11 protein-coding genes are annotated in these 12,817 nt (G+C 56.4%); 6 read left to right on the plus strand and 5 right to left on the minus strand.

The genetic code is table 11. The annotated features are described in order from the left end of the window. Positions 1–65 precede the first annotated feature (65 nt). Positions 66–845, plus strand: coding sequence for a lysophospholipid acyltransferase family protein (locus JFU37_RS12445; RefSeq protein ID WP_201115579.1), 780 nt, complete (start codon positions 66–68; stop codon positions 843–845). 167 nt (positions 846–1,012) lie between these two features. On the opposite strand, the gene JFU37_RS12450 is transcribed toward JFU37_RS12445, so the two are convergent. Then, positions 1,013–2,542 (minus strand): sensor histidine kinase, encoded by a 1,530-nt coding sequence (locus JFU37_RS12450; protein WP_446739215.1) that lies wholly within the window; start codon positions 2,540–2,542, stop codon positions 1,013–1,015. 170 nt (positions 2,543–2,712) lie between these two features. Between JFU37_RS12450 and JFU37_RS12455 the strand changes: the two genes are divergently transcribed. Next, positions 2,713–3,432 carry a response regulator transcription factor gene (locus JFU37_RS12455; RefSeq protein ID WP_201115581.1) on the plus strand — a complete coding sequence of 240 codons (720 nt, stop codon included), beginning with the start codon at positions 2,713–2,715 and terminating at the stop codon, positions 3,430–3,432. Between the two features lie 74 nt (positions 3,433–3,506). On the opposite strand, the gene gyrB is transcribed toward JFU37_RS12455, so the two are convergent. Genes gyrB through dnaA form a run of 4 tightly spaced genes read right to left on the minus strand, consistent with a single transcriptional unit; the run spans position 3,507 to position 9,714 of the window. Then, complete coding sequence (gene gyrB, locus JFU37_RS12460; RefSeq protein ID WP_201115582.1) at positions 3,507–5,924, minus strand: DNA topoisomerase (ATP-hydrolyzing) subunit B; 2,418 nt, start codon at positions 5,922–5,924, stop codon at positions 3,507–3,509. A 5-nt stretch (positions 5,925–5,929) separates the two neighbouring features. Beyond that, a complete protein-coding gene (recF, locus tag JFU37_RS12465; RefSeq protein ID WP_201115583.1) occupies positions 5,930–7,033 on the minus strand; it encodes a DNA replication/repair protein RecF in 1,104 nt (367 codons plus the stop codon). A gap of 20 nt (positions 7,034–7,053) precedes the next feature. Then, entirely contained in the window at positions 7,054–8,157 is a 1,104-nt protein-coding gene (gene dnaN / locus JFU37_RS12470) for a DNA polymerase III subunit beta (RefSeq protein ID WP_201115584.1), read from the minus strand. 39 nt (positions 8,158–8,196) lie between these two features. After that, on the minus strand, positions 8,197–9,714 hold the full coding sequence (gene dnaA, locus JFU37_RS12475; RefSeq protein WP_201115585.1) for a chromosomal replication initiator protein DnaA: 1,518 nt from the start codon (positions 9,712–9,714) through the stop codon (positions 8,197–8,199). Between the two features lie 567 nt (positions 9,715–10,281). Here dnaA and rpmH point away from each other — a divergent pair. The 4 genes from rpmH to yidC are packed head-to-tail and all read left to right on the plus strand — an operon-like array spanning position 10,282 to position 12,760. Then, positions 10,282–10,416, plus strand: a complete 135-nt coding sequence (gene rpmH, locus JFU37_RS12480; protein WP_003213577.1) for a 50S ribosomal protein L34 — start codon at positions 10,282–10,284, stop codon at positions 10,414–10,416. 16 nt (positions 10,417–10,432) lie between these two features. Beyond that, positions 10,433–10,834, plus strand: a complete 402-nt coding sequence (rnpA, locus tag JFU37_RS12485) for a ribonuclease P protein component (protein WP_201116479.1) — start codon at positions 10,433–10,435, stop codon at positions 10,832–10,834. Beyond that, positions 10,827–11,072: a membrane protein insertion efficiency factor YidD gene (gene yidD, locus JFU37_RS12490; protein ID WP_201115586.1), complete on the plus strand. Its 246-nt coding sequence runs from the start codon at positions 10,827–10,829 to the stop codon at positions 11,070–11,072. Before rnpA ends, yidD begins: the two co-directional genes overlap by 8 nt. A 2-nt stretch (positions 11,073–11,074) precedes the next feature. Continuing rightward, the gene (yidC, locus tag JFU37_RS12495; protein WP_201115587.1) at positions 11,075–12,760 is read left to right on the plus strand and encodes a membrane protein insertase YidC; all 1,686 of its coding nucleotides are present in this window, start codon (positions 11,075–11,077) and stop codon (positions 12,758–12,760) included. Positions 12,761–12,817: the final 57 nt, after the last annotated feature.

Below are 12,817 nucleotides of genomic sequence, written 5' to 3' on the forward strand. Positions count from 1 at the left end.
TGACAAAGGATTGATCGGGGGTGCGCTTGAATAGGCGGGCATTGCCCGCAACGGTAAACGTCGCCATGTCGATACTGCAGGCCATTAGAACTTTCCTCTTTTACCTGTTGCTGGGCACCAGCTCTTTGCTGTGGTGCAGCCTGAGCTTTTTTATCGCACCGTTTTTGCCCTTCAAGGCGCGTTATCGCTTCATCAATGTGTATTGGTGCCGATGCGCCTTGTGGCTCAGTAAGGTCTTTCTAGGCATCCGTTACGAAGTCAAAGGCGCCGAGAACGTGCCCGATCAGCCCTGCGTGATTCAGTCGAATCACCAGAGCACCTGGGAAACGTTCTTTCTCTCGGCCTACTTCCAACCATTGAGCCAGGTACTGAAGCGCTCGTTGCTTTTTGTACCCTTCTTCGGTTGGGCCATGGCCATGTTGCGACCGATCGCCATCGACCGTGACAATCCGAAGGCCGCGCTCAAGCATGTGGCTAAGAAAGGCGATGAGTTGCTCAAGGATGGCGTCTGGGTGCTGATCTTCCCTGAAGGAACGCGAGTTCCCTACGGCACCGTCGGAAAATTCTCTCGCGGAGGCACCGCTTTAGCGGTCAACGCCGAGCTTCCGGTGCTGCCGATTGCGCACAATGCCGGCAAGTTCTGGCCGAAAACCGGTTGGGCAAAGAAGCAGGGCGTGATCACCGTGATCATCGGTGAACCCATGTACCCAGAAGGCAGTGGGCCTCGAGCCATTGCCGCATTGAACGACCGGGTTCAAGCCTGGAACGAGAACATGCAGCGGGAAATGGGGTCGCTTCCACCGGCGCCACAAGCCCCGGCTGCGAATGATCAAGTGGCTGTCTGAGATTCTGTGGATAACCTGTGTACCGTTTTCCTGAAAAGCGTCGTATTTTGTTTTTAAGTTAATGATTTATATACATATTTCATAAACTCATAAAACGGCGAAAAAGGTGCATAAGTTTTTTTCGGGCGCAAAAAAACCGGCTGATATAGCCGGTTTTTTTATGTGTTTCATTCTTCGAACAGCGGGAAGTGCAGACTGAATCGCGTGCCTTGGCCAACGACGCTTTGGCATTCAATTCGCCCGCCATGACGATCCACCACCGCCTTCACCATCGACAAGCCCAACCCCACCCCATCGATGCCTTGTGCTGAAGAAAAGCGTCGATACTGGCTAAACAGTTCAGGTAATTCTTCGGCGGCGATGCCTTTGCCCTGATCAGTGAGGTCGCAGATTAACCAGCCCTCGCTGGTTCGAACCTGCAAGCGGATACGCGTACCGGAATTGCTGTACTTGACGGCGTTTTCCAGCAAATTGAACAACGCCCGGGTCAGCAGCGCCTGATCCGCCATGATCAAGCTTTCCTGCGCCTGTTCTTCAACATCATGGACCAACTCAATTTGCTTCATCTGCGCGATGCTCAGCGCCTGATCGAACACGTCCAGCACGAGCATTGCAAACAAGCTCGGCTGATACCGATAGGCTTCAGACTCGGCCTTGGCCAATTGCACGAAGCCGTCCGTCAGGTCCAGGGCCCGGCGCACCTGAAGCTCAATCTGATCGAACAGCTGCAGGTCCCCACCGACCTGATGCCGGTGCACATCAAGCAATGCCAGGATCGCCGAGTGGGGCGCCCGCAGGTCATGGGACAAGAAGCGCAACAACACGGCGCGTTGCTCCTCCGCATCGCGCTCGACACTCAGGTCGGTCAGGCTCAATAACCAACCCACCGGCGCGTCCCCGTCCACCGGCAGCAAGGGCGCGCGCTCTAGCCGCAGGCTGCGCTCTTTGACGTCGCGGAACTCCAGCAGCGGCAGCTGGGATAACAGAGCAGGCCCCCCTTGAGTCAATGCCGGATACCCCAATTGTGCCAATCGATCCAGTACGTCATCGCCCACCAAATCACTGGAAAATAATTCGCGGGACTTACGGTTGCCCAACAGGATTCGCCCCTTCGGGTCGCTGATCAGCGTCGCGACCGGCAGATACTCCAGCCCGTCCGCAATGAAACGATGGGTGTCTCGGGTCAGGCTCATCGCTTGCTCAAGCGCTATGACCTGGCCTTGCAAACGGTCACCGGTGGGGAAGTGCGTACGGGGGCGTTCAGGGAAGATTTTCGGTTCGCTGTCCAGGCGCGCCAACTCCCACCCGAAATAGGTCAACACCACGCTTAGGCGCCGCCAGTTCCAGATCAGATAACCCAGCAGCATACCCAGCATGCTGGGGGTCGGTGACCACCAACGCTGGAGCTCTACCAGACCGGCACTCGCCAGCAACGCAGAGCCAATGCCCGCGAGCGTCATCCAAAGCGCCAGGCGCGGTAACCACAACAGCAATCCAAGTACACAGATCACCAGTGCCACTGAGAGCGAAGCCCCGAAGGCAGGCGTGTCATCGTTCAAGTTAACTTGAATGCTATAGGACAGCAGCGCAGTCACCGGCACCAGCACTAAGCTTATCCACAACCACTCGCGCACCAACTGCCGGAACAGCCGTTGGACTTGAGTCGTCTCGCGGATGTCCTGGAGGCGATCATTCATCATGGCTATCACTGAAGGAACAGCGAATGTCGTTCATGGGTCACAGGTCTGAAGGGATGAGTGAAATCATAGCGGACCAACGGCGGGCCGCTTTCTTTACTCCTCCCGCCGAGTCGCTATTGTCTTAATAACAGCGGACCGCTGCTCCCCGAGCCAAGGAATGACCGCACATGCAGATCGCGATACTGGACGACGAACCCGCCGAACTGCGGCGGGTGGAGCAGACGCTGCTGCAGATGCCCGAAGCGGGTGACGACGCCTGGTCATTGCACAGCTTCGAGCGGGGAGAGGACCTGTTGCTCCAGCTGCGCCGGGAAACGTTCGACCTGCTGATCCTCGACTGGCAGCTTCCGGAGCTCAGCGGTCTTGAGCTGCTGAGCTGGACCCGCGAACACTTGGAAGCGCCACCCGCCACGATCATGCTCACCAGTCGCGATGCCGAGAGTGACATCGTCCAGGCATTGAATGCAGGGGCCGACGACTACGTCAGCAAGCCATTTCGTCCCAATGAATTGAAAGCCCGGGTCGCAGCGGTGTTGCGCCGGCATAGTCAGCTGCGCGGAACGGCTGGCGAAGTATTAAGCTTCAATGATCTGGTGTTTGACGACGCTGAACTGACTGTCACCCGTGCCGGGGTCCCCATTGCCATGACCGAACGGGAGTATCGCCTCGCTCGTTGCCTGTTCACTCATTTGGGTCGACCGCTGTCTCGCGAATACCTTTATGCGCGGTTCTGGCCCCACGAAGAAGTGGAGTCTTCCCGACCGTTGGATACGCACATCTATCGCCTGCGAAACAAACTGGGACTCACCGCTGACCGTAGTTGGCAGTTGCGTACGATTTATGGGTATGGGTATCGGTTGGAGAGTGTGGCGGCTGTGACCGAATAATTGGCCGAAAATCGCAGGTAATAAAAAAGGCCAACGTTTAAGCGTTGGCCTTTTTGTCTGACGGGTTCGCTGAATCAGAAGTCCAGGTTGGAAACCGCCAGGGCGTTGCTTTCGATGAAGTCACGACGAGGTTCGACCGCATCACCCATCAAGGTGTTGAAGATCTGGTCCGCGCCAATGGCGTCTTCGATGGTCACTTTGAGCATCCGGCGCTGGCTTGGGTCCATGGTGGTTTCCCACAGCTGATCCGGGTTCATTTCACCCAGACCTTTGTATCGCTGGATGGTGTGACGCTTGGTGCTTTCAGCCATCAGCCATTCAAGTGCTTCCTTGAACTCGGTGACCGGCTTCTTGCGCTCGCCGCGCTGGATGTACGCGCCGTCGTCCAGCAAGGTGCTCAGTTGAGCGCCCAGGGAGACAACCGTCTTGTAATCGTTGCTGCCGAAGAAGTCGCGGTTGAAGGTGATGTAGTTCGACAAGCCGTGGGAGATCAGTTCGACCTCTGGCAGCCAGACGTTACGTTCACGGTCTTCACGCAGGCTGGCTTTGTAGACCAGGCCGGACTTCTCGACGGTGCGCAGACGGACTTCGTACTTGGCCATCCAATCCTGCATCGCTGCGTGATCGGACAGTTGCTCCATGCTCACTGCTGGCAGATAGATGAAGTGTTCGGTCAACTCCTGCGGGTACAGGCGCGACAGACGCTTGAGGGTTTTCATCACCAGACGGAAGTCATTCACCAGGCGCTCGAGTGCCGGTCCGGAAATACCCGGGGCTTCCTCGTTCAGGTGCAGGCTTGCATCTTCCAGGGCCGACTGCGTCATGTACTCTTCCATGGCGTCGTCGTCTTTGATGTATTGCTCTTGCTTGCCTTTCTTGACCTTGTACAGCGGTGGCTGAGCGATGTAGATGTAGCCGCGTTCGATCAGCTCTGGCAACTGACGGAAGAAGAAAGTCAGCAGCAGGGTACGGATGTGCGAACCGTCGACGTCAGCATCGGTCATGATGATGATGTTGTGGTAACGCAGCTTCGCGATGTTGTACTCGTCGCGGCCAATGCCACAGCCCAGCGCGGTGATCAAGGTGCCCACTTCCTGCGAAGAGATCATCTTGTCGAAACGCGCCTTCTCGACGTTCAGGATCTTGCCTTTCAGCGGCAGGATGGCCTGGGTCTTGCGGTTACGTCCCTGCTTGGCGGAGCCGCCAGCAGAGTCACCTTCCACGAGGTACAGTTCGGAGAGGGCAGGGTCTTTTTCCTGGCAGTCAGCCAGTTTGCCCGGCAGGCCGGCAATATCCAGCGCGCCTTTGCGACGGGTCATCTCACGGGCTTTACGTGCCGCTTCACGAGCGCGAGCCGCGTCGATCATCTTGCCAACGACCAGTTTGGCTTCGTTCGGGTTTTCCAACAGGAAGTCGGAGAAGTACTTGCCCATTTCCTGTTCGACCGCAGTCTTCACTTCGGAAGAAACCAGCTTGTCTTTGGTCTGGGAGCTGAACTTCGGATCCGGCACTTTCACCGAAATGATCGCGGTCAGGCCTTCGCGGGCATCGTCACCGGTGGTGGCGACTTTGTGCTTCTTCGCCAGGCCTTCGGCTTCGATGTAGGTGTTCAGGTTACGCGTCAGTGCGGAACGGAAACCCACCAGGTGAGTACCGCCATCGCGCTGCGGAATGTTGTTGGTGAAGCACAACAGGTTCTCGTTGAAGCTGTCGTTCCACTGCAGGGCGATTTCCACGCCGATGCCGTCTTCACGCTGGATGTTGAAGTGGAACACCTGGTTGACCGGCGTCTTGTTGGTGTTCAGGTACTCAACGAATGCACGCAGGCCGCCTTCGTATTTGAACAGCTCTTCCTTGCCGCTGCGCTCGTCCTTGAGGACGATGCCGACACCGGAGTTGAGGAAGGACAGTTCACGAATCCGCTTGGCCAGGATGTCCCAGCTGAAGTGGATGTTCTTGAAGGTCAGGTCGGACGGTTTGAAGTGGATCTGGGTACCGGTGGATTCACTTTCACCGACGATTTTCATCGGTTCTTTCGGAACACCGTGGATATACGTCTGTTCCCAGATCTTGCCGCTACGGCGAACGGTCAGGACCAACTCTTCAGACAGGGCGTTCACAACCGACACACCTACACCGTGCAACCCGCCGGATACTTTGTAGGAGTTGTCATCGAACTTACCGCCGGCGTGCAGCACGGTCATGATGACCTCGGCTGCCGAAACGCCTTCTTCTTTGTGCACGTCTACCGGAATGCCACGACCGTTGTCGCGAACGGTGATGGACTCGTCCGGATGGATGATGATGCTGATGTCGTCGCAGTGGCCGGCGAGAGCTTCGTCGATCGAGTTGTCGACCACCTCGAACACCATGTGGTGCAGACCGCTGCCATCGTCGGTGTCACCAATGTACATACCGGGACGTTTGCGTACGGCATCCAGGCCTTTCAGCACTTTAATGCTCGTTGAGTCGTACGTATTTTCTTCGCTCAATGCCTTCACTCCCGATGGTCGTGGGTCTGGGTGATACGGCCCTGTTCCACGTGGAACAAAGCGACTGGCGTTTCCGTCTGCCAGCCTTCCCTCAATAATTCGTGATCTACACAGGTGATAAACACCTGGCAGCGTAAGTCTTCCAGCAAGCGGCAAAGCGCACGGCGGTGTTGCTCATCCAGTTCGGACGGCAAGTCATCCACCAGATAAATACACTGGCCGCGTCGGGCCTGGCTCACCAAATGCCCTTGGGCAATCCGCAATGCACAGACCACCAACTTCTGCTGTCCGCGGGACAAGATGTCGGCAGCGTTATGTGCGCCCAACCTAAGACGCAAATCAGCGCGTTGTGGTCCGGCCTGGGTATGACCCATTTGCTGATCCCGCTGAACGGACCCAGCGAGCACTGCACTCAACTCCCGGTCTTTGTCCCAGCCTCGGTAATAGCTGAGCGTCAAACCCTCAAGCTCAACCAATTCGCTCAAGGTCTGTTCAAAGACTGGTTTCAAGGCTTTGATATAAGCGCGGCGGTATTCATCTATTTCAGCGCTGGCCTGGCACAGTTCTCTGTCCCAAACCGCTTGCGAAACGGCGTCAAGTGTACCATGTCGCAGCCAAGAGTTTCTCTGGCGCAGGGCCTTCTGCAAGCGCTGCCAAGTGGACATGAATCGCGGTTCCACGTGGAACACGCCCCAGTCGAGAAACTGCCGACGAATCTTCGGCGCGCCTTCCAGCAAGCGAAAGCTGTCAGGGTTGATCAACTGCAATGGCAGGATCTCTGCGAGCTGCGCCGCGCTGCGGGCGTTCTGCCCGTCGATACGGATCTGAAACTCCCCTTGGCGGTCGCGCGAAATACCCAATGCGCTATGCCCCCCCTCAGCCAACTCCACCTGACCAAACACAGTACAGGCACGCTGCTCATACTGGATGACCGGCAACAGACGGGTGCTACGAAACGAACGGGCAAGCCCCAGCAGGTGTATGGCTTCCAGAACACTGGTTTTGCCGCTGCCGTTGGCGCCGTAAAGAATGTTGATGCGGGGGGAGGGGGAGAAGGTCACCGGGTGCAGATTGCGCACCGCGGTGACCGAGACGCGACTTAAGGACATCTAGCTTCTGCTGAGCATGATTACAGACGCATCGGCATGACAACGTAAGCCGAGTCGTCGTTGTCGGACTCTTGCACCAGCGCACTGCTGTTAGAGTCGGACAGGATCAGGCGAACCTGCTCGGTGGTCATCACGCCCAGCACGTCGAGCAGGTAGCTTACGTTAAAGCCGATTTCCAGATTGCCGCCGTTGTATTCAACGCCCACTTCTTCTTCCGCTTCTTCCTGCTCCGGGTTGTTCGCCTGGATCTTCAGCTGGCCATTGGCCAGTTGCAGACGAATGCCACGGTACTTCTCGTTGGACAGAATCGCGGTGCGGCTGAAGGCTTCACGCAGAGCCTGACGATCACCCAGCACCAGCTTGTCACCGCCTTTAGGCAGAACGCGCTCATAGTCAGGGAATTTGCCGTCGACCAGTTTCGAGGTGAAGGTGAACTCGCCGGTGGTCGCACGGATGTGGTGTTGACCCAACACGATGCTGACGAGGCCCTCAGGCTCGGTGAGCAGGCGCGCCAGCTCAAGGATACCTTTGCGCGGCACGATCACCTGGTGGCGATCCGGTTGACCGATATCAGCCTGCATCGAGCACATGGCCAGACGGTGACCGTCTGTGGCCACGGCGCGAATAATCCCCGCCGAAACTTCCAGCAACATGCCGTTGAGGTAATAACGCACGTCCTGCTGGGCCATGGCGAAGCTGGTGCGTTCGATCAAACGACGCAGTTTGCTTTGCTCAAGGCTGCAGGTCAGCGAACCAGGACCTTCTTCAACAGTCGGGAAATCGTTCGCTGGCAGGGTCGACAGGGTGAAGCGGCTACGGCCAGCCTTCACAACCAACTTCTGCTCGTCGACCTTGATGTCGATCAGCGCGTCGTTCGGCAAGCTCTTGCAGATGTCCATCAGCTTGCGCGCCGGCACGGTGATGGAACCTGGATCAGCCGGTTCTTCGAGTTGCACACGACCGACCAGCTCGACTTCCAGGTCGGTACCGGTCAGCGACAGTTGCTGGCCTTCGACAACCAGCAGCACGTTGGAGAGCACCGGCAAGGTCTGTCGGCGCTCGACGACGCCTGCGACCAGTTGCAGGGGTTTCAACAGGGCTTCGCGTTGAATGGTGAAATGCATGGTCTAGTCCCTTGCCTTAATAAGCTGCGCTGGTGTTCATCAAGTGGTCAGTGTACGCAGCAGGTTCTTGTAGTCCTCGCGGATGTCCGCGTCGGATTCCTTAAGTTCGTTGATCTTGCGGCAGGCGTGCAAAACAGTCGTGTGATCGCGGCCACCAAACACATCGCCAATTTCTGGCAGGCTGTGGTTAGTCAGCTCTTTGGACAAAGCCATGGCCACCTGACGTGGACGGGCGACCGAACGCGAACGACGCTTGGACAGCAGGTCGGAGATCTTGATCTTGTAGTACTCGGCGACAGTGCGCTGAATGTTATCCACAGAGACCAGTTTGTCTTGCAGTGCCAACAAGTCTTTCAGGGATTCGCGAATCAACTCGATGGTGATGTCGCGGCCCATGAAGTGCGAGTGGGCGATGACGCGTTTGAGCGCGCCTTCCAGCTCACGGACGTTGGAACGAATACGTTGGGCAATGAAAAACGCCGCGTCGTGGGGCAGATCGACTTTGGCCTGATCAGCCTTCTTCATCAAGATCGCGACACGGGTTTCCAGCTCCGGCGGCTCGACGGCTACCGTCAGGCCCCAGCCAAAGCGGGACTTGAGGCGCTCTTCAAGGCCTTCGATTTCTTTCGGATAGCGGTCACTCGTGAGAATGACCTGCTGGCCACCTTCAAGCAACGCGTTGAAGGTGTGGAAAAACTCTTCCTGGGACCGTTCCTTGCGGGCGAAGAACTGAATGTCATCGATCAGCAGCGCGTCCACCGAACGGTAGAAACGCTTGAACTCGTTAATCGCGTTCAGTTGCAGCGCCTTGACCATGTCAGCCACAAAACGCTCGGAATGCAGGTACACGACCTTCGCATTCGGGTTCTTCTTTAATAGGTGGTTACCCACAGCGTGCATCAAGTGGGTTTTACCCAGGCCAACGCCGCCATAAAGGAAGAGCGGGTTGTAACCATGCTTGGGGTTGTCCGCCACTTGCCACGCCGCGGCCCGGGCCAGTTGGTTGGACTTACCCTCAACGAAGTTCTCGAAGGTGAAGGTACGGTTCAGATAGCTGGTGTGCTTGAGCGCACCTTCAACCTGCACGGTGCGCTGCTCGGAACGAACCGGGGCTTGCTGCGAGCTGGCGCCGGCCATTGGGTCGAAGCTGTCGCGAGACGGCTCTTCACTGACCTCGGCCATTTTTTGTGTCGAACGCTTGGTCTGAGTGGCTACCGGGGCGGGGGCAGAGTTGACAGGCACTTGAGCAGCCTGAGCCTGGGAGGCCGCAGCGGCCAACGGCGCGTTTGGCGCGGCGCGCGGTGCCGAACTGCGTTTGCTGCCTATTAATAAGGAAAGCGCAGGCGCCGAGCCATTGCCATGCTCATCCAGCAGTTCAAGGACGCGGCCCAGATACTTTTCATTGACCCAGTCGAGAACAAAACGATTCGGTGCGTAGACACGCAACTCGTCGCCTTCGGCTTCGACCTGTAGTGGACGGATCCAAGTGTTGAATTGTTGGGCAGGCAGCTCATCGCGCAAAAGCTCCACGCACTGCTGCCAAAGTTCCACTGACACGGATATCCCCTAAGTTGAAAGCCGGTGAGGCAAAAACAAGCGGCCATTGTAGCGACCGGACGCCGACTTATCCACACGTAGGTTTGTCACCCTTTAAGAAGAATCAACGTTTTACGGAGAAAAAAGGCGACCAATGGTCTGTGCATAAGCTCTGTGGATAACCGGGCCTAAGGTCGTTGCACAAGTAGGGGGGAAACTCGGTGGATAACTGGCTTGTGGATAACTACCTGTTTCACACACAGCTTATCCGACAGCGCAGCACAGGCTGACCACCGTTTTCCACCGTAGTTGTCATTCTCTGTACATCACGTTCTATAAGGCCCCAATACAGTTATCCACAGACGATGGCCGCCCTAGCTTTTATAAGCTTTACAGAAAAGCTTTAAATAATTCCCTTCTTTATTTCTATATCTAGCGAAGGGCCGCAGGCGAGCAAAACGGCTGGAGATCTATTTATAAGGAAACGCTGGTTGGAAATTGACCTAGAGGCTTGCTTTCTCTAGAATCCCCGGTCTCTTAAAACGGGGGCCATTCCGGCCCGTTGTGGACGAACCAGGTAACACGACAATGAAACGTACTTTCCAACCAAGCACTATCAAACGCGCTCGTACCCACGGTTTCCGTGCTCGCATGGCTACCAAGAACGGTCGTGCCGTCCTGTCGCGTCGTCGCGCCAAAGGTCGTGCGCGTCTGGCAGTTTGATAATCCGGCACTGGAGGTGAGTCAGGACTTCAGCCGGGAAAAGCGTCTGCTTACCCCCCGGCATTTCAAGGCAGTCTTTGACTCCCCTACCGGCAAGGTTCCGGGGAAAAATCTCCTGCTCCTTGCGCGCAACAACGATCTTGATCACCCCCGTCTCGGGCTGGTTATCGGGAAAAAGAGCGTAAAGCTCTCCGTCGAGCGCAATCGCCTCAAACGTCTGATGCGCGAATCGTTCCGTCTGCACCAGGATTCACTGGTCGGTTGGGACATCGTAATCGTCGCGCGCAAAGGTTTGGGTGACGTAGAAAACCCCGAATTGATTCAGCATTTCGGCAAACTCTGGAAGCGTCTGGCACGTAGCACGCCGGTACCAGCAGTCAAAGCCGAAACTGTAGGGGTAGACAGTCCCGATGCGTAAACTGGCACTCGTTCCGATCCAGTTTTATCGCTATGCCATTAGTCCTCTGATGGCCAACCACTGTCGCTTCTACCCCAGTTGTTCCTGCTACGCGTTAGAAGCCATAGAAAATCATGGCCTTCTGCGCGGTGGCTGGCTGGCCTTTCGTCGTTTAGGTCGCTGTCATCCGTGGAATCCCGGTGGTTATGACCCGGTTCCATCTATCCCTACCTCCCGTTCTTCTTCGATGGCCGAGTAATCATGGATATCAAACGCACGATCCTGATCGTCGCCCTGGCAATCGTGTCCTACGTTATGGTTCTTAAATGGAACCAAGACTATGGCCAGGCTGCCCTGCCGACTCAGAATGTTGCTTCCAGTACTACCGCACCGGGCCTACCGGACACGGCGACTGGCAATAATGCTTCTGTCAGTGACGACATTCCACGCGCCGCAAGCGATACCAATGCCCCTGCACCTGCTGAAACACCAGTAGCTGCAAGCAAAGACCTCATCCAGATCAAAACGGATGTGCTCAACCTGGCCATCGATCCACAAGGTGGCGATGTTGCCCAGTTGACGCTGCCGCTGTATCCACGCCGCCAGGACCATCCGGAGATTCCATTCCAGCTGTTCGATAACGGCAACGAGCGGACTTATTTGGCTCAGAGCGGTTTGATCGGCACCGACGGTCCGGACGCAAGTCCTGCCGGTCGTCCGGTCTACTCGGCGGAGAAGAAGATTTATCAACTGGCTGACGGTCAGGACCAATTGGTTGTGGACCTGAAGTTCAGCAAGGACGGCGTCAATTACATCAAGCGTTTCACACTGAAACGTGGGCTGTATGACGTAACCGTTTCCTACTTGGTCGACAACGAAAGCGCCAAGCCTTGGTCCGGTGCGATGTTTGCGCAATTGAAGCGTGACGCCAGCTCCGATCCTTCTTCCAGCACTGCCACCGGCACCGCGACTTACCTGGGCGCCGCCCTGTGGACAAGTAACGAGCCGTACAAGAAAGTGTCGATGAAGGACATGGACAAGGCTCAGCTGAAAGAAACCGTTAACGGTGGTTGGGTTGCCTGGTTGCAACACTACTTCGTGACCGCGTGGATTCCGGCGAAGGGCGAAAACAACGTCGTCCAGACCCGTAAAGACAGCAAAGGCAACTACATCATCGGTTACACCGGGCCAGCATTGACTGTTGCGCCGGGTGCGAAAGCTGAAGTCAGCGCTGTTCTGTACGCCGGCCCGAAAAGCCAGGCTGTGCTGAAACAGTTGTCCCCAGGTCTGGAACTGACCGTCGACTACGGCATTCTGTGGTTCATTGCCCAGCCAATCTTCTGGTTGCTGCAACACATCCACGCGTTGATCGGTAACTGGGGTTGGTCGATCATCTTCCTGACCATGCTGATCAAAGGGATCTTCTTCCCGCTGTCGGCTGCCAGCTACAAATCCATGGCGCGCATGCGTGCAGTGGCACCGAAACTGGCCGCGCTGAAAGAGCAACATGGCGACGACCGGCAGAAAATGTCGCAATCCATGATGGAGCTGTACAAGAAAGAGAAGATCAATCCACTGGGCGGTTGCTTGCCAATCGTCGTGCAGATGCCGGTTTTCCTTTCGCTGTACTGGGTTCTGCTGGAAAGCGTTGAAATGCGCCAGGCGCCATTCATGCTGTGGATTACTGACCTGTCGATCAAGGATCCGTTCTTCATTCTGCCGATCATCATGGGCGCTACCATGTTTATCCAGCAGCAGTTGAACCCGACTCCTCCGGATCCGATGCAGGCCAAGGTGATGAAGCTGATGCCAATCATCTTCACCTTCTTCTTCCTGTGGTTCCCGGCGGGTCTGGTGCTGTACTGGGTAGTGAACAACTGCCTGTCCATCACCCAACAGTGGTACATCACCCGTAAAATCGAACGAGCTACCAAAGCAGCCGCTTGATTTACACTGTGGATAACCACTCAAAACGCCCCCTAGTGGGGCGTTTTGCTATCTGTC

Origin of the sequence: Pseudomonas sp. TH41 (genome assembly GCF_016650695.1) — a bacterium.
Classification (GTDB): Bacteria; Pseudomonadota; Gammaproteobacteria; order Pseudomonadales; family Pseudomonadaceae; genus Aquipseudomonas.

Coding starts and splice junctions, on each gene's coding strand:
- JFU37_RS12445 (WP_201115579.1), top strand. CDS start 66: ATGTCGATACTGCAGGCCATTAGAACTTTCCTCTTTTACCTGTTGCTG.
- JFU37_RS12450 (WP_446739215.1), bottom strand. CDS start 2,542: ATGAATGATCGCCTCCAGGACATCCGCGAGACGACTCAAGTCCAACGG.
- dnaN (WP_201115584.1), bottom strand. CDS start 8,157: ATGCATTTCACCATTCAACGCGAAGCCCTGTTGAAACCCCTGCAACTG.
- yidC (WP_201115587.1), top strand. CDS start 11,075: ATGGATATCAAACGCACGATCCTGATCGTCGCCCTGGCAATCGTGTCC.
- yidD (WP_201115586.1), top strand. CDS start 10,827: ATGCGTAAACTGGCACTCGTTCCGATCCAGTTTTATCGCTATGCCATT.
- recF (WP_201115583.1), bottom strand. CDS start 7,033: ATGTCCTTAAGTCGCGTCTCGGTCACCGCGGTGCGCAATCTGCACCCG.
- JFU37_RS12455 (WP_201115581.1), top strand. CDS start 2,713: ATGCAGATCGCGATACTGGACGACGAACCCGCCGAACTGCGGCGGGTG.
- rpmH (WP_003213577.1), top strand. CDS start 10,282: ATGAAACGTACTTTCCAACCAAGCACTATCAAACGCGCTCGTACCCAC.